This window comes from Clostridium isatidis (genome assembly GCF_002285495.1).
Taxonomy (GTDB): Bacteria; Bacillota; Clostridia; order Clostridiales; family Clostridiaceae; genus Clostridium; species Clostridium isatidis.
The window spans coordinates 2,015,634-2,033,808 of record NZ_CP016786.1; the positions used below are offsets into that span (position 1 = coordinate 2,015,634).

The following is an 18,175-nucleotide window of genomic DNA, read 5'->3' on the forward strand; positions in this document are numbered from 1 at the left end:
ATTCCTTTTAAATTTTCTATATAAATAATATTATCAGACTGAATATTCTTCAAGCTCTTCAATTGATAGTCTTCTTACATTATTATTTAATGCTACTTCTTTAATCGTATCTACTACTCCGTTTTCATTATTACTTTTTGTTATGAACCTAGATACTTTCTTTAAATCCTCATGAGCATTTTCCATTGCAAAGCTATAAAAAGCACTTTTCATCATTTCTAAATCATTTAAATAATCACCAAATACCATAGTTTCTTCATATCTAATTTTAAATAGCTCCTGAAGCTTTTTTACAGCAAATCCCTTATTTGCATTTTTATTTGTTATATCAAGCCAAATCCTGCCTGAAACAGCTACTTTAACTTTATCTGTATAATCGTTATAGTATTTTAAACTATTAATTTCTGAACCTGAAAAATCACAAATTGCTACTTTTAAGATTTCATCTTCAACCATAGTTAAATCATCTACTACAGTATGTCTAGTGTAATATTTTTTTGTTTCCACAAGTAATCTTGGATCTGTCTTTTCTATATAAGCTCCTTCCTTGCCACATAATATAGGAAAAGCGTTTTCAATATTTCTTGCAATCTTAACTATTTCCATGGCAATATCTCTTTCTAAAGAATTAATTATAAGCTCTTTTCCTTTATAAACAACATAAGTACCATTTTCAGCTACAAAAAGCATATTTTCTTTTACTTTGTCAAATCTATCTAAAAGATTATAATATTGTCTTCCACTTGCTGCTCCAAAAATTATATTTTTATCTAATAACTTATTAAAGATAGGATAAAATTCCTTGTTTATCTCATTATTATCATTTAATAAAGTACCATCCATATCCGTTAAAATCAATTTAATCATTTAATTTCCCTCTCCAGTATCTTTAATATTTACTTTTCTTAAGTTACAATTAATCTAAATTTTCATTTTTTATGTAAACAATATCAATTATTATTTTCTATTGATATTAATTATTATCTAATATCATTATACCTAAATATAATATCTTTTTCAATGTACTGTTTTTCCAAACTTTTTATTCTTATACACCTTTATTTTTTTTCTTCCTTAGTTTACAATTAAAAGTAAAACTAGCATATTATTATGTTATTATGTACATAATTTTAGTAATCATAATATTAACCTAATGTCAAAGAATATTATTTTTATAGGAGAGGTACTTATATGTCAAATGAAATTAATTCATCTAATTTTATTAGAAACATAATTATTGAAGATTTAGAAAGTAAGAAACATGATGAAATAATAACTCGTTTTCCACCTGAACCTAATGGTTATTTACACATAGGTCATGCAAAATCAATAGTTTTAAATTCTGGCCTTGCAAGGGAATTTAATGGAAAGTTCCATCTAAGATTTGATGATACTAATCCAACAAAGGAAGAAACTGAATATGTAGAATCAATTAAAGAAGATGTTAAATGGCTTGGCGGTGACTGGGATGCCCTTTATTTTGCATCAGACTACTTTGATATTATGTATGAAAAAGCTCAACTTTTAATAAAAAAAGGTCTTGCTTATGTTGATGATTTATCTGCAGAAGAAATAAAAGCATATAGAGGAACCTTAACAGAAGCAGGTAAAGAAAGTCCTTATAGAAATAGATCTGTTGAAGAAAATCTTGACTTACTAGAAAGAATGAAAAATGGAGAGTTTGCTGATGGTGAAAAAGTTCTTAGAGCAAAAATAGATATGGCATCTCCTAATATGAACATGAGAGATCCTGTTATTTATAGAATAGCTCATGCTAGCCACCACAATACTGGAGATAAATGGTGCATATATCCAATGTATGATTTTGCTCACCCATTAGAAGATGCTATTGAAGGAATTACTCATTCTATCTGTACTTTAGAATTTGAAGATCATAGACCATTATATGATTGGGTTGTTAGAGAATGTGAAATGGAACATACTCCAAGACAAATTGAATTTGCAAGACTTAATATGACTAACACTGTTATGAGTAAGAGAAAACTAAAACTATTAGTTGACGAAAAGATAGTTGATGGATGGGATGACCCAAGAATGCCTACTATTTCAGGATTAAGAAGAAGAGGATATACTCCTGAAGCAATCAGAAACTTCTGTACTGCTATAGGAGTTGCAAAAGCTAATTCAGTAGTTGATTCTCAAATGCTTGAATACTTTATTAGAGAAGATCTTCAATTAAAGGCTAATACTGCAATGGCTGTAATGAGACCTTTAAAAGTTGTTATTACAAACTACCCTGAAGATAAAACAGAAATGCTTACAGTTTCAAATAACGCTAAAAATGAAGCTGCTGGAACTAGAGAAGTGCCATTTTCAAGAGAAATATATGTAGAACAAGAAGATTTTATGGAAGTACCTGTTAAGAAATACTTTAGATTATTCCCAGGTAATGAAGTTAGATTAATAGGAGCTTACTTTATAAAGTGTAATGAAGTTATAAAGGACGAAAATGGAAATGTTGTAGAATTACACTGCACATACGATCCAGAAACTAAGAGTGGTTCAGGATTTACTGGAAGAAAGGTTAAAGGCACAATCCACTGGGTTGATGCAAAAACTGCTGTTCCAGCTGAATTTAGACTTTATGAACCATTAATATTAGATGATGCACCTGAAAATCAAGGCAAAGATTTCTTAGAACAAATAAATCCAAATTCTATGGAAATATTAAGTGGATTTATAGAAGCTACAACCGCTGAAATAGCAAAACCAAATGATAAATATCAATTGGTAAGAAACGGCTTCTTTAATGTAGATCCTAAATATACAACAGAAGATAAGTTAGTATTTAATAGAATAGTTTCATTAAAGAGCTCATTTAAATTACAAGATAAGTAATTTAGTGTGGAATTTTGAGTGTTGAGTTGAGGTCAGTTTAAAATTTAGAGTTGAACTTAAGAAAGAACCTATAACAGTCATTTTAATAAGCACTGTTTATAGGTTCTTCTTATACAATTATTATTTTAATATTATTTTAGAAACTCCCAGAGAGTTTCATCTGAAACTGTGAACTATGCACAATACACTTTGAACTGATATTTAAGCTTGTCTTAAATATCTAATATTCCTTTACCTTCTCCATACATACTATACCAATCAGCATTAAAATCATCTACAGCTTTTTCTATAGAAGGATTTTTAAATACCTGCTTCAATATATCTGGTGCTGCGGTTATTGATTCTGCACCATTTGCAAAGGCCTCTCTAACTTGTTGAATATTCTTAAAACTTGCAGCTAATATCTTGCAGTTATAATTATCTTTTTCTATTCTTTCCTGCAATTCCCTTATAAGCTTCATTGGATCTCCATCTAAATTTCCTATACGATTAACATATGGAGCAATATAATCTGCACCTGCCTCCAAAGCAAGATATGCCTGCATTATTGTATATACTGCAGTTGCAGTTACCTTTATTCCTTCTGCCTTTAAAGCCTTTATCGCCTTTAAACCTTCCATAGACACCGGTACTTTTATATAAACATCCCTATCTATTTCTTCAAGAATTCTATGAGCTTCTTTAACCATTGTTTCTGCATCTTTAGAAATTAATTGAACATGTAAAGAACGTTCCCTTCCAATTATATTTCTTATTTCCTTTATATGATTAAAGAAATCTTTGGGAGATGTTGCTTTAACAATTGATGGATTTGATGTTACCCCAACAATAGGTAAATATTCAACCATCTCCTTAATGTCTTTTAGATCAACTGTATCAATAATAAACTCCATTTCTATCCTCCTAGAATTAGATTACTAAAGTGTTTGTTCTGTTCTCTCAATTATATCATCTTGAGTTTGCTTAGATAATACATTAAAGAATGCACTATATCCTGCTACTCGTACTATTAAATCTCTGTGTCTTTCTGGATGCTTTTGAGCATCTAATAAAGTTTCCTTATCAACAACATTATATTGTACATGGAATCCCTTTAAACGGTTAAAGAAGGTACGAATAAGCATTATTAATTTTTGTTTGTTTTCTTCCTTTGAAAGAAGAGCTGGCGTAACCTTTTGATTTAATAGTACTCCTCCTGTTATATCTTCTGTTGGAAGTTTAGCCACTGACTTGAATACTGCAGTTGGTCCATTTGTATCCATTGAATGAGATGGCGAACATCCTTCTGCAAGTGGTGTTCCAGCATTTCTTCCATCTGGAGTTGCTAAGGTTCCTAAACCTTGTCCAACATTCGCTGAAATTGAAGAAGTGCCTGCATATCTAAGACCTCCTATTGGGCCTCTTCCATATCTTGTATTGGGATATTTAACAACCTCATCAATATATATTTCATAAGCTTCCTTAACCAATAAATCAACATAATCATCATCATTACCATATTTAGGAGCATCATAAATCAACATATTTTGAATTTTCTTTCCTTCTTCTCCAGCAAAATCCTCTTCTAAGGCACTCCATAATTCAGCAGGAGAAATTTTCTTTTCTTCAAATACTAGTTTTTTGATTGCAGCTAAAGAATCTGCCAAGTTTGCTATTCCAACTTGAAGTCCACTTACAAAGTCATAAATAGCCCCGCCTTCCTTAATTGCCTTACCTCTACCGATACAGTCCTCAACTAATGCAGAACATAATATATCAGGTACCTCTTCTTCTAATACTATATCACAACAATTTTCTATTATTACGCTATGCCTTGTAAAATCTCTAATTATAACATCCCAGGCTTTTTTTAAATCTTCATAGTTTGTCATATCCTTAAAATGTCCAACACCATCAACAAGCTTTATTCCTGATTTAGGATCTACACCGTCATTCATTGCTATAAGTAATGATTTTGGGAAGTTTAAGAAACTCATACCTGTACATCTATATCCCCATTTTCCTGGAACAGCAACTTCAACACAACCAATTGCACTATAATTGTAAGCATCTTCTTCTTTAATTCCTCTCTTAATAAAAGAAGGAATTATTATTTCATCTGAATTAAATGCAGGCATACCAAATCCAAGTTTAACAACTTCAATACACTCATTCATAAACTTATCATCTAATCCCTTATGATATCTTACCGTTAAGTTAGGTTGAGGCAATCTTGTTTGAGCTACAGACTTTAAGATAATATAGGATAAAGGATTTACAGCATCTTTTTTATCGGGAGTTTGGCCTCCTATTGTAACATTTTGATATAAAGGAGAGCCTGCACTAAATTGAGTGTGAGACCAGCTTCTTATCTTATTTATAGTAAATGTTTTCAACCAAAGGTTAGTTAATAATTCACAAGCTGAATCCTCTGTAATTACACCTGCTTCTAAATCTTTCTTATAGTATGGATATAGATATTGATCCATTCTGCCATAAGATAAAGAATGTCCATTTGATTCAATTTGTAATATTAAATGGATAAACCACATTGATTGAATAGCTTCATAATAAGAATCTGCTGCTTCATAAGGTACTTTATTCATTATACGGCTAATTTCTAAAAGCTCTGCTTTTCTCTTTTCATTGATTTCTTTTTCTGCCATTTCTAAAGCTAAATCTGCATATCTTTTAGCAAAATCCCTAACAGCCTTAATTACAATTAATATAGCTTGGTAAAAGTGATACTTCTTTATATTATTGAAATCAGTTAAATCTAATGCAGCCATTGCTTCTTTTGTTCTTCTTTCATAATCTTTTAATCCAAATTTCATAACTTTTCCATAATCTGCTGCAATATGAGCATCTCCAGAAGTAATATTCCCTTCTGCCTTAATAATACCTAAATCGTAAAATACTTTGGAGGCTGGCGGCATAGATGCTAAACCTTTATCTTTAACTGTATTATGATACCAATAATCTGCTATACCTCTTAATTTTTCCTTTGTCTCCTCAGTAATATAAAAAACATCTCCATCTCTTTTATCAAATTCATCTAACTCATTTATAACCCAATCCATGGCATATTCAGGGAAAATTGGAGCACTCCTGTTAGATGAAGCTTGATTACCAACAATCAAAGTATCATCTTCAATAAAAATTGACATATTATTAAGTATTTTTTCTAACATATAAGCTCTTTTCAAATGAACTGGTTTATCAGCATGCTCCTTATAAGCTTCAGTTGTTAAAATCGCCCTCTCCGCACAAACAAATGGTTTTGCTTCTAATAACTCTTCCCTAAAATGATTCATTCTCTCAGTTAAATTTCCAAAATATTTACTCATTTATATCCCTCCTCATTATACTTTTATTATAGCAGAGCCTTTTCGTATGTCAATAATTTTAATTTCAAACGAAACTTTTATATATTTCATTTATAAGTTTTTTTTGTTCCTTTTAGTGCTTTCATATGATATAATATATTCAAGGAAATCTATAATAGTTTGTAATGGCTTAAATCTTATTTATTTGACAATAATATGGAGGATGATAAAATGTTACCTTGCATCTTTAATATACAAAAATTTAGTTTACACGATGGTCCAGGAATTAGAACTGTTGTTTTCTTTAAAGGCTGTCCTCTCGCATGTAAATGGTGCTCAAATCCTGAATCTCAAAATCCATCAATAGAAATAACCTGGGATAAATCAAAATGTGTTCACTGTCTAAGGTGTGTTCAAATTTGCCCACAAAAAGCTATTACTCACTCAAATAATAAAATAATAATAGATAGAAGAAAATGTGATGGATGTTTAAAATGCGTAGATGAATGTAGTCAAAATGCATTAAATAATGAAGGGGAATATAAGGAAATTAGTGATATAATTAATGAAATATTAAAAGATCTTCCCTTCTATGAAGAATCTAATGGTGGTGTAACTTTATCAGGAGGTGAAGTATTATCTCAATATAAGCAAGCCATTGAACTTATAAAAGAATGTAAAAAACATAATATACATGTAGCAATAGAAACCACTGGTTATGCATCACAGAATGAATTTAAAGCTTTAATAGAGGATGTTGATTTATTATTATTTGATATGAAACATTATGATAGTGATAAACATTATGAAGGAACTGGCGTTTATAATGAAATTATAATCGAAAATATGACTTATGCAGTAAATAGTGGTAAAATGATTATTGGCAGAATACCAGTAATACCTGGCTTTAACGCTTCCCTTAAAGATGCTTTAGAATTTTCAAAATTACTTAAGAAAATTGGTGTTAAGGAAGTTAATTTATTACCATTTCATCAATTAGGGCAAAGGAAATATGAATTACTAAATCGAGACTATTCTTTAAAATTAGTTAAACAACTTCATCCAGAAGACTTAAAAGATTATCAAAAAGTTTTTCTAGATGAAGGACTAAACTGTTATTTTTAGGAGTTATTATGAATAAAAGACACTTACAAATATTAACCTTAATAAGTCAATATAAAAAAATTGAAGTAAAAAACTTATCTGAATTATGTAATGTATCACAAGTAACTATAAGGAAAGACCTAGATGAATTAGAAAGAAAAGGACTTCTTAAAAGAGAGCATGGTTTTGCCATGGTCAATAATGAAGATGATTTAAATTATCGATTAACATTTAATTACGAAGAAAAATATCTAGCAGCTAAAAAAGCTTTAGATATTATAAATGATCATGAAACAATAATGATTGAGTCTGGATCTTCATGTGCTATACTAGCACTAGAAATTGCAAAAGCTCATAGAGATATTACAATAATTACAAACTCCTGCTTTATTCCTAGGTACCTTAAAGATTATAAAGATACTAAAGTAATAGTACTAGGTGGAGAATATCAAGGAAAATCTGAAGTTAATGTTGGTCCATTAATAAAACACAATTTAAAAGAATTCTTCGTTGATAAACTATTTATTGGTACCGATGGCATAGACGAAGATATGGGTCTTACAGGCAATGATTATGAACGTTGTGAAGTTGTGAGAATGATGAAAGAAAGAGCTAAACATCTATATGTACTTACAGACCTTTCAAAATATAATAAAAGATCAAACTTCAAGCAATTTGCCTTAGAAGATGTAGACTATTTAATATGTGAAGATAATGTTCCTTATTCCTTGCAAGAATTAGCAGAAAAATATAATTTTAAAATTTTATAGTGTAAATAAAAAATAACATTTGCAAAACTATGCAAATGTTATTTTATCTTATTATATAATTAATTGTTAATTAATCCCTCTTTATTTGCCAATAACATCTCTTAGGAGAATAGATTTTTTCTTCTTTCTTTAATTTATCCATAATTTTTGATACTTCTTTTTTGTCAATGCCTGTTCCCTCTGAAACTGCAGTAGCATTTAATGGTTTATCATTTTTAACAAAGTAATCTAAAACTACATCATAATTTTCCATACTTTTCATCTCCTTCATAAATATTCTTACTATTATTTTACATAATAAAATATATAAATTTCAAGTATAAATCAGAAATTTTTATTACTTTCTTATAATAATTAATAAATAATCGATATTTATCAATTATTATTTTTCCTTGATAAGTTAATTTTAAAGCTCTTGAAAATCCTATAAGAGCTATAGTTTTCCAAAGAATATATAATCAAATTATTTACTTTTCAATTTTAATATTATATCTTCGTAATTTATTTTATTTAAATCAAGATCAGATAATAGAACTTTCTTTTCAACAGCCTTTTTCAAAAGCATAGCTTCCTTTGTATCTCCCACTAAAATTGCTCCTACAATAATTTTATCCTTTATAAATAATCTCTTATATAATTCTTCTTCCTTATTATCTTCAATAATTGTTTCTTCACAATTTTCTTCGTCAATATTTCCTACTGAAAATATTGAAATATTAAAAGCGTTCATCATAGTAACAGGCGGAATAATACAATACTCCTTATCTTTTTCTGCCATATTATAGCCAGCAATCTTACCTTCTTCAGAAGCTACTGTCCAAAGTCCTCCAATTTGCCCTTCTAGTTCTGCTACATCACCAGCTGCATAAATATTTTCGATATTGGTTTGCATTTTGTTATTCACCAATACGCCACGTTTAATCTTTACATCTGTATTTTCTAATAATTTAATATTGGATCTTATTCCTACAGAATAAAGAATCATATCACAATTAATCTTATTTCCATCCTTTAAAATAACACCATCAACAGAGCTTTCTCCACTAATTCTTTCTACTTGTGCATTTAAGAGAATTCTTATATTACACTTTTCTATTTTATTTTTTAAAATATCAGATGCTCTTTTGTCTAACTGACGAGGCATTAATCTTTCTAAAGCTTCAACTACAGTAACATCTTTTCCTTCCTTACTAAAAGCCCATGCAGCTTCTAAACCTTGAACTCCACCACCAATATTTAATACTGTTTGTTTATCTTTAGCATTTGCTTTAATATCTTCAATATCTTCAAACTTTCTTATAGTAAATACATTCTTTTTATTTATCCCCTTAATTGGAGGAATAAAATTACTTGCTCCAGTAGCTATTAGTAATTTATCATATTTTAAACTGCTTCCATCATTTATTTTTACTTCATTATTTACTATATCAATAGCAATAACTTCTTTATCTAAATATAAATTAACCTTATTTAATTCATACCATTCCTTTTTTTGGAGTAGAAATTTACTTTCTTCAATATTATCAAAAAGACCTTTTGTTAATTTTATTCTATAGTAAGGATAATATTTTTCATCTTGAAATACATATATGTTTATTTCCTTATCAATTTCTCTAATAGCTTTTATTGCACTTAGAGCTGCAATACCTCCACCAATAATTACTATATTTTTATTCAATACACTCACCACCATTATTATATAGTTAAGATTATCTATGAATAGTCATATTGTAGTATGACCTAATAAATTAACTTTAAACTTATTATAGCTGTCCCCTATTAATCTTTATGTGATTCAAATCAAAGATTGATAATTGTTATCATTTATTCCAATAAAAAAGTCCTACTTTAAAAAGTAAGACTTCGTAAATAAAATTATATTTTACTGGCCATTCATATTTACTTTCAAAGAGGTTATAGCTTAAACGAAGCTTTTCTCCTTCATTACTGTAATACATATTTGAGGCTATAGGAGATTTTCTACTATCTACAAATAAATTTCCTCCTAAATTTTTATCCCCAAAATCTTCAAGGGTTAATATTTGTTCATTTTCTATTCCACTATATTCGTGGTTATCATTCTCTTCTAAAAGCTTGCTGAAAATTATATTGTTTAAAATTACAGCTGAAAAAATAAAGCATACCAAAGGCAATAATACATAAGAAATTGTAACTGTAATCTTATTATTTTTATAATTTTTATTTTTTACTAAAGAAATTGTATAGTTAAATATAGCTGTTAATATCAATAAGATAATAAAAAAACCTAACATAATAAAATCGTGTTCAAAAGCAATTACCACTAATACTAAAAGGGTGGTCACCAACATTATTTTATATATGACTTTTCTTATTAACACACTTGCTGTAAAATAATAAGATACTTTTTCACCTTTATATAAATTTCTTCTTCCTTTAATGCTAAATAATAAAAAGTTAGTTATTCCTGTAAACTCATGTGTAGCAAAAATAGTAAGCTGTAGAAGAACACCTAAACTTAAAGAATTGGCTAAGAAACGTCCATCTGTACCTTTAAAGATTAAGAGATATTCAGGAAATAAAAGAAGGATTATATTTATAAAGTTTAATAAAACGTGTTTTAAAGATGCTTTCATAATAATATTAAACCTTTCAAATTCATCAGTATGAATTTCTACTTTCTCTTTGCTGCCTTCACTAAAATAAATTTGTATTTTCTCTCTTTCACAAACAAAATCCCAACCAGCCTTCTTGCAGTATTCCCTATATTCTAAAGCCCTTTCATTATCTTTTCCAGCAAATAAAGAAATACTATCAAATATATCAACTGAATATTTTAAGCTTCTAGGTTCACTCCTTTTAAATTTTAAGAAATCCCCCTTTATATCAGATAATATCCATCCCTTTAATGCCATTTCTTCTAAATAATCTTCTATATGCCTATACTCATAAGACAAAAAATTATATATAACATATTTAGTGTTTTTAAACCTCATCATATTTTCCCACTAAAAATAATCTACCATCTTCTATTAAATTAATTAATCTTTCGTACTCTTCTTTTAAGATTGCTAACCCTTTATCTGTTATTATATAGCTTCTTTTTCTTCCAACAACTTCTGTTTCCTTAATCATTCTTTCCTTTTCAAACCGTCCAAGTAAAGCATATAAAGTTCCTGGTCCTATTTTTACTCGTCCTTTAGATATTTCCTCTACCCTTTCCATAATATCAACTCCACATCTCTCCTCTAACAAAGAAAGTAAAATATAATACATTGGCTCTGTTAAATTTTGAAACTGTTCTCTTGCCATTTTTCACCTCCTATATCGATACTCGATATTTAAAATATAAATGTTCTTATCGTATACCATTCAATATAATTGTAGTATCGAATATCGATATTGTCAATAATTAGAATTCTCAATTAACTTTATTTCAAAATTGTGCATATAATGACATAGTAAAACAATAATAGGGGATTAATTATTTATGTTAGACTATGGCTTTAGAACCAACTGCTATCCAGTTCTTTGGGATAATTACTGGAGAAACTATAGAATAGATGCTGAAACGGCAGTACAAATTGCTTTACAACATGTTCCTGGCAGAATTGCAAAGATAGAATTAGAATATGATGGTGGCTTATTAGTCTATGATATTGATGTCCTTACTGAAAGTGGTCTTTATGAAATCAAAATAAATGCTAATACAGGACAGGTATTAAAAATTGAAAGAGAATATGATTAAATTTGCTTTCTATCTATTTTATGAAAGTAAATTTATAAAAGGAACTTAACAACAAAAGTTATTAAGTTCCTTTTATTTAATAGCTAATTTATTGAATAATTATTTATAAATTTAAAAATGCTTGAAATCTAGCTTTTGTTTTCTCTTCTCCTAATATTTGCATAATTGTATAAAGATCTGGAGTATTGCTTCTATGAGATAAAGCTGCTCTTACAGCTCCTGCTACATCAGAAATCATTCCCTTATATTGATCTGGATTAGCTTTATATTCTTTTCTATTAGCACAATATCCAAGCTTTGCTCCTATTTCTTTTAATTCTTCAAACCAAGCTTCTTGGCTTCCAGAATTAAAGTTAAATTCATCCTTATAAACTTTAATGATTTCTTTTGCTGCTTCTAAAGATAATGTCTTTGGAAGTTCTACATTTTCAGCTGTTTCCTTGTTAAATAATTCATCAAAGAAGTAATCTATCTTTCCTCTAACATCTTCCCATTTTGCAAAGTCCTTTCTTGGTTTTGGACCTTCCTTATCAATATTGAAAATCGCCTTAGCCATTGCTTCATTATTAGTTACTAATTCATACATCTCTTTATCATATTCTTTAGCCCAAGCAGTATATAAACCATATACCTTATCTGCTTTAAACTTACAAATAACATCTTTACTTACATCATTTAATTTAACTATGTCAAATAATGCTCCTGATTTATTCATTTTATCTAACGAAACTGGGAACTCATGATAATCAGCATCTGGATTTTCTGTTCTCCATTCTTCAAAACTTGAATTTATAATGTTTAGTAAATATTCAATTACTGATTGAGCAGGATATCCAACTTCAGTATAGTATGAAACTGCAGCTTCTGCATCTTTTCTCTTCGATAATTTTCTCTTAGATCCATTATCATTTTTCATTATCGTTGGGATATGCGCATACTCTGGTCTTTCTAAGCCTAATACATCAAATAATTGTACATGTATTGGTAATGACGATAACCATTCTTCTCCTCTTATTACATGAGTTGTTCTCATTAATGCATCATCAACTACGTGAGCAAAATGATATGTTGGAAGACCATCTCCCTTAATGATTACTATATCTTGATTATTTTCTGGGAAACTTATATCTCCCTTTATTAAGTCATGAAAATCAACCCTATTTTCTATATTGCCTGGTGATTTAAATCTTATGATATAGTTTTCTCCATTTTTTATTTTTTCCATTGCTTCTTCTGGAGATAAATTTCTATCTGTTGCAAATTCACCATAATATCCTGGAGTTATTTTTGCTTCAATTTGTCTTTCTCTTAAAGCTGCTAATTCTTCAGGTGTAGCAAAGGATGGATAAGCTAATCCTTTTCTTATAAGGTCCTTTGCAAAAGCTTCATAAATTTCTTGTCTCTGACTTTGACGATATGGACCATACTCTCCTACTGAACTATCTTCTCCAGTCATTCCTTCATTAAAGTCCATTCCAAAATTATGCATTGTTTCTATTGTATCTTTAATTGCACCTTTTACTTCCCTTTTTTGATCTGTATCTTCTATTCTTAAAAAGAAAACACCTTCACTTTGACTTGCTAATCTTTCATTTATCAAAGCTGCAAAAACTCCTCCAATATGTTGGAAGCCTGTTGGGGATGGCGCATATCTTGATACTATTGCACCTTCTTTTAAATTTCTTTTTGGATATTTTTTAATATAATATTCTGGTGTTTTATCAATGTTTGGGAAAATTAAATCTGCTAATTTTTCTAAACTCATTTGTTCATTCATTCCTTTCTATAAATAAAAAAATCTCTCCTCCCAATATAATAGGACGAAAGATATTATTCCGCGTTACCACCTAAATTGATTAGTATTATTACTAATCCACTCAAAGTCTCTATAAGGGGAGAACCCATAAACCTACTTGCATATAATGCTGTTTCAGTTTATAACTCCAGAGCTTCTTTCCATAGCTTTAAATTCCAGGCTTCCACCCTTCCCAGATCTCTATAATTTAAACTACTATGTACTCTTCTCCTTCAAAGTCTTTATATTACTTTTATTCAGTAATATTATACATATACAATTAGTATTTGTAAATATGCTATATTTATTCATTTACTCCTTTGTAATATTTTTGCATATTCTATGTAAGGAATAAATTTCTAAAAATTTGTATAGTATTAATAGATGATTATATTAATTTTAGGAGATACAAAATGAAAAAATTATTAATTCTTATAAGTTTAATTATTTTAGCGTCGATTTCAGGATTTTTATCCTACAAAATAATAAATATTATAAATTCAAAAGAACCAAATACTAACTTACCTCCTAATAATAGTTCAATACCTGAAAATAGTATTCCTAAAGAAGAAACTAATAAGGAAAAAGCTGAAAAACTACTAAAAACAATGACTTTAGAAGAAAAGGTAGGTCAAATATTTTTAGTTAGATGTAATCCAGAAACAGCAATAGAAGATATTCAAAAATATAATATAGGCGGTTTTATATTATTCGATGCTAATATTGTTAATCAAACTAAAGAGTCCTTAGCTTCAACAATAGAAAGTTATCAGGAAACTTCTGATATACCTCTATTAATTGCAATAGATGAAGAAGGTGGTACAGTTAATAGATTAAGCTGGTATCCGGAGTTTAGAGGCGTACCTTTTTATTCTCCACAAGACTTATATAATGAAGGCGGCTATCCTTTAATAGAAAGTGATACTGAAGAAAAAGCTAAATTATTAAAAAACTTAGGTATTAATTTAAATTTAGCGCCTGTTGCTGATATATCTACTAATCCATATGATTTTATTTATGATAGAAGCTTTGGAAAGAATGCATCTGAAACTTCAAAATATGTAGAAACTGTAATTAAAGTAATGAAGAAACAAAATATTGGTTCTACTTTAAAACACTTTCCTGGCTATGGTAATAATTTAGACACTCATACTGGTATATCTATCGATGAAAGAAGCTATCAGAACTTTATAGAAAATGACTTTCTTCCATTTAAAGCAGGAATTCAAGCTGGAGCTGGAAGTATTTTAGTTTCACATAACATAGTAAAATCTATGGATGAAACCTTGCCCGCATCCCTTTCAGCAAAAGTCAATAAAATAATAAGAAAAGAACTAAACTTTGATGGGGTTGTTATGACTGATGATCTTAAAATGGACGCGATAAAAGAATATATTGGTGACTCCTCTTCTGCAGTATTAGCAGTAAAAGCTGGAAATGATTTGATAATAGCCTCTAACTTTGAAGTCCAAATTCCATCAGTACTAGAAGCTGTAAAAGCTGGAGAGATATCAGAAGAGAGAATTGATGAAGCAGTTATAAGAATTCTTATCTGGAAGCTTGAACTAGGTATCTTATAATATTAAAAATTTCGGCTATGTTTTATTAGATTAAGTTAATTTTAGAAGCTAAATAATGATATTTGAAATAAATCTATAATGACTATTAAAATTTCTTTCACAGACTATCAATTTATTCATGATATCATTATTTAGCTTTTTATGCTTAGTGGCAAAAAAATCAAACTATAAGCGGAATTAAAAATAATATTATACATTGTAAATTATTTTCATCTTACTATTTTCTTAACTAAAGATCCTATACCAATACCATTTAGTATTAATCCTAGTATCATCTCTATATTATTTATAAAGTATGACATGGGAGCTGGTGTAGCTTCATTTACTCCAACGGAAGCAAAGGCCCCAACGCTTAAATTTAGACTCTCATTGAAATCTTTTAAAAATTGCCTAAATTCAATCCCTTGAAGGCTTGTGTATCTTATTAATTTTTCATCAACAATTATTCCAAATATTAAATATAAAATTGAAAATATTAATATCATCACAAATGAAAAAATTAATGTATAAGATGGTCGTTCCCCATAACCGCAGGTTAAATAACCAAAAAGAGAAATTAACCTTGGTATTGGTTTTAATGCCTTTCTCTGTGTTTTTCTACATAGAAAATAATATTCTCCAAAGTTATTTCCTAAATTATTTTCTTTAAACTTATCAGCTATATTTTCATATACTTGATATATTCCTTCATATTCATCTCTTGTTTTATATCTTAACTTTATTTTATCTATAAAGGCCTTTTCATCTAATTTACTTTTATCCTTATCATCAAATTCAAAATCCTCTATATATGTATTTACTATTTTTATTCCTGACAAATCAGTATCCTTAATTTTTATCATTTTTAAGTCTGTATTGATAATTATCATACTTCTCATATAAGATAACTCAAAATTTGTATTATTTATATTACAAGAATCGAAAATAACATAACTTAAATTACAACTATAGAATTTTGAATATATTTCACATAAAGTAAAGTTGCAAGATAAATTATCTTCCTTATTAAGATTTGGTGGAGTACTACTTTCTTCTTTAACAAAAGAACATCCCTCAAAAGTAACTCCAGCTCCAAAGAAACTACATTCTATAAAGTAACATCCTATAAACCTACAATTTTTAAACTTTATATTTGAAAATTTACAATTGATAAATTTAGTGCAAACTATATCTAAATCTATAATTTCTATAAATTCTTCTTCTAATCTAGAATGTCCTCCTCCAAATATCTTACTGTTAAATTCTTTATAACTATACACTTCATCCGGATTATACTTACTACTAAGATTTTTTCTTTCTTTTATATAATTAAATAATTTTGTATTATTTTGCATTCTTTTATCTAATTGAATTTCTGCTTTATAAATTTCTTCTTTAAAGTTTATATAAGCCATTAAAAAGTACTCCTTATTAATAATTTATTATTTATTATTATCTCTAATAATGACTTTATTAAACTTCTAAGATTTATTTTTATTATCAACATTAAATTATTTCTTTGAGTTTATTAGCTATAAATTCCAAGATTTTTTTAGTAAATTTATTGTTTCCTCAATTTCCTTTAAAGTTAAAGCACCATATCCCATAAATACAATGCTCTCTTTATTATCATAATTTATATAAGAATTAGATAAACCTAAAACTCTTATTTTATTTTCTGCTGCCTTTTTTATTAGTTCTTCCTCACTCATTCCATTGTTTACTTTTAATAATAAATGAAGACCAGCATTAGTTCCTATTATTTCTGTATTATTTAAATTCTTCTTAATTTGCGAAACTAAAACTTCTCTTTTTTTCTTATAAATGTTCCTCATTTTATTTAAATGCCTTTCAAAATGCCCTTCTGAAATAAACTTATATAAGGCTTGTTGAATAACCCTTGAAACTGTGCAGGCATAAAAACTAAAATTTTCTTTATATATTTTTAATAAAGATTTGGGAAGGACCATATACGCTACTCTTATTGATGGTGCAAAGGCTTTAGAAAATGTTCCTAAATATATTACTTTTTCATCATTATCTAAGCTTTGCAGTGAAGGAATTGGTCTTCCCTCGAATCTAAATTCACTATCATAATCATCTTCTATAATATATCTATTTTTACTTTCTCTTGCCCAACTTAATAATTCCATTCTTCTTTTTATTGGCATTATTACTCCTGTTGGAAACTGATGAGATGGAGTGATATGAATAACATCACAATTACTTTTATAAAGTTCTTCTATACTTATTCCCTGCTTATCTACTCTTATTCCCTTCACATCTATATTATTATTTTTTAATATTCTCCTAATTTTATAGTATCCTGGTTCTTCCATTCCATAAGATTTATCTTTACCAATTAAATTTAATAACACTTGAATTAAATACTCTGTTCCAGCTCCTATAACTATTCTATCTGCTTCTGCCTTTACCCCTCTTGAATATCTAATATAATCACTAATTACTTCTCTTAAATTATAATCTCCCTGGGAATGACCAATTTGAAAAATATTCATGTTAGCTTCATTTAATATCTCTTTATTTATCTTCTTCCAAAGATTATAAGGAAAGCTTTCCAAATCTATTCTACTGGATAATAATTCATACTTATATTTATTTTTATTATTAATTTTCCCTTTAGTTTCTGCCTTTTTTTCAGGAATACTTATAATGCCACTAAGCTCAGAAACATAATATCCCCTCTTCTCTATTGCAGTTATATAACCTTCTGCAATAAGCTGAGCATAAGCTGCTTCTACAGTATTTTGACTTATACCTAAAGCTACTGATAATTTTCTTTTAGAAGTAAGCTTTGTATTAGCTTTCAAATTTCCCTTCTGTATTTCAGCTTTAAAAAATTCATAAATCTGTATATATAAAGGAATACTGCTATTAGTATCTAAATTTATATTTACTATCTCCACTTTATCAGCCTCCTAAAATATTAGGGATCAATCTTTTAAATTTTGCCTACATTAATCATTCTAGATTTAACTTTTACAATCTGATACTATTACTTTTGAACAAACTGATACTTATCAAAGAACCAGTTT

General features: G+C 28.3%; 15 protein-coding genes and 1 other annotated feature. Of the genes, 5 read left to right on the forward strand and 10 right to left on the reverse strand.

The window, feature by feature from the left end; translation table 11 throughout:
* Positions 1–33: 33 nt before the first annotated feature.
* Positions 34–867 carry an HAD family hydrolase gene (locus tag BEN51_RS09580; RefSeq protein WP_119865845.1) on the reverse strand — a complete coding sequence of 278 codons (834 nt, stop codon included), beginning with the start codon at positions 865–867 and terminating at the stop codon, positions 34–36.
* Between the two features lie 324 nt (positions 868–1,191).
* On the opposite strand from BEN51_RS09580, the gene BEN51_RS09585 reads away from it, so the two are divergent.
* A complete protein-coding gene (locus BEN51_RS09585) occupies positions 1,192–2,859 on the forward strand; it encodes a glutamine--tRNA ligase/YqeY domain fusion protein (RefSeq protein ID WP_119865846.1) in 1,668 nt (555 codons plus the stop codon).
* 212 nt (positions 2,860–3,071) lie between these two features.
* Here the strand turns inward: BEN51_RS09585 and BEN51_RS09590 are convergent, their stop codons facing one another.
* Both BEN51_RS09590 and BEN51_RS09595 read right to left on the reverse strand, forming a co-directional pair.
* Entirely contained in the window at positions 3,072–3,752 is a 681-nt protein-coding gene (locus tag BEN51_RS09590) for a fructose-6-phosphate aldolase (protein ID WP_119865847.1), read from the reverse strand.
* Positions 3,753–3,776: 24 nt separating this feature from the next.
* The gene (locus tag BEN51_RS09595) at positions 3,777–6,185 is read right to left on the reverse strand and encodes a glycyl radical protein (protein WP_119865848.1); all 2,409 of its coding nucleotides are present in this window, start codon (positions 6,183–6,185) and stop codon (positions 3,777–3,779) included.
* 210 nt (positions 6,186–6,395) lie between these two features.
* On the opposite strand from BEN51_RS09595, the gene BEN51_RS09600 reads away from it, so the two are divergent.
* Entirely contained in the window at positions 6,396–7,289 is an 894-nt protein-coding gene (locus BEN51_RS09600) for a glycyl-radical enzyme activating protein (protein WP_236906200.1), read from the forward strand.
* A gap of 8 nt (positions 7,290–7,297) precedes the next feature.
* Complete coding sequence (locus BEN51_RS09605; protein ID WP_119865850.1) at positions 7,298–8,038, forward strand: DeoR/GlpR family DNA-binding transcription regulator; 741 nt, start codon at positions 7,298–7,300, stop codon at positions 8,036–8,038.
* Between the two features lie 70 nt (positions 8,039–8,108).
* Here BEN51_RS09605 and BEN51_RS09610 read toward each other — a convergent pair whose 3' ends face one another.
* The 4 genes from BEN51_RS09610 to BEN51_RS09625 all read right to left on the reverse strand — a co-directional run bounded on the left by BEN51_RS09610 (position 8,109) and on the right by BEN51_RS09625 (position 11,329).
* Positions 8,109–8,291 carry a MarR family transcriptional regulator gene (locus tag BEN51_RS09610; RefSeq protein ID WP_119865851.1) on the reverse strand — a complete coding sequence of 61 codons (183 nt, stop codon included), beginning with the start codon at positions 8,289–8,291 and terminating at the stop codon, positions 8,109–8,111.
* Between the two features lie 210 nt (positions 8,292–8,501).
* On the reverse strand, positions 8,502–9,716 hold the full coding sequence (locus BEN51_RS09615; RefSeq protein ID WP_119865852.1) for an NAD(P)/FAD-dependent oxidoreductase: 1,215 nt from the start codon (positions 9,714–9,716) through the stop codon (positions 8,502–8,504).
* Between the two features lie 142 nt (positions 9,717–9,858).
* A complete protein-coding gene (locus BEN51_RS09620) occupies positions 9,859–11,016 on the reverse strand; it encodes a DUF2812 domain-containing protein (protein WP_119865853.1) in 1,158 nt (385 codons plus the stop codon).
* Positions 11,003–11,329 carry a PadR family transcriptional regulator gene (locus BEN51_RS09625; RefSeq protein WP_119865854.1) on the reverse strand — a complete coding sequence of 109 codons (327 nt, stop codon included), beginning with the start codon at positions 11,327–11,329 and terminating at the stop codon, positions 11,003–11,005. The genes BEN51_RS09620 and BEN51_RS09625 overlap by 14 nt, the downstream gene beginning before the upstream one ends.
* A gap of 178 nt (positions 11,330–11,507) precedes the next feature.
* On the opposite strand from BEN51_RS09625, the gene BEN51_RS09630 reads away from it, so the two are divergent.
* Positions 11,508–11,765, forward strand: coding sequence for a PepSY domain-containing protein (locus tag BEN51_RS09630; protein ID WP_119865855.1), 258 nt, complete (start codon positions 11,508–11,510; stop codon positions 11,763–11,765).
* A gap of 103 nt (positions 11,766–11,868) precedes the next feature.
* On the opposite strand, the gene gltX is transcribed toward BEN51_RS09630, so the two are convergent.
* Positions 11,869–13,530, reverse strand: coding sequence for a glutamate--tRNA ligase (gltX, locus tag BEN51_RS09635; RefSeq protein ID WP_119866609.1), 1,662 nt, complete (start codon positions 13,528–13,530; stop codon positions 11,869–11,871).
* Positions 13,531–13,578: 48 nt separating this feature from the next.
* Positions 13,579–13,806 (reverse strand) — a binding site (T-box leader).
* Between the two features lie 167 nt (positions 13,807–13,973).
* Here gltX and BEN51_RS09640 point away from each other — a divergent pair.
* On the forward strand, positions 13,974–15,140 hold the full coding sequence (locus BEN51_RS09640; RefSeq protein ID WP_119865856.1) for a glycoside hydrolase family 3 protein: 1,167 nt from the start codon (positions 13,974–13,976) through the stop codon (positions 15,138–15,140).
* A 209-nt stretch (positions 15,141–15,349) separates the two neighbouring features.
* Here the strand turns inward: BEN51_RS09640 and BEN51_RS09645 are convergent, their stop codons facing one another.
* Positions 15,350–16,534 carry a pentapeptide repeat-containing protein gene (locus BEN51_RS09645; protein ID WP_119865857.1) on the reverse strand — a complete coding sequence of 395 codons (1,185 nt, stop codon included), beginning with the start codon at positions 16,532–16,534 and terminating at the stop codon, positions 15,350–15,352.
* Positions 16,535–16,651: 117 nt separating this feature from the next.
* Complete coding sequence (gene pdxR / locus BEN51_RS09650) at positions 16,652–18,046, reverse strand: MocR-like pyridoxine biosynthesis transcription factor PdxR (protein ID WP_119865858.1); 1,395 nt, start codon at positions 18,044–18,046, stop codon at positions 16,652–16,654.
* Between the last annotated feature and the right edge of the window lie 129 nt (positions 18,047–18,175).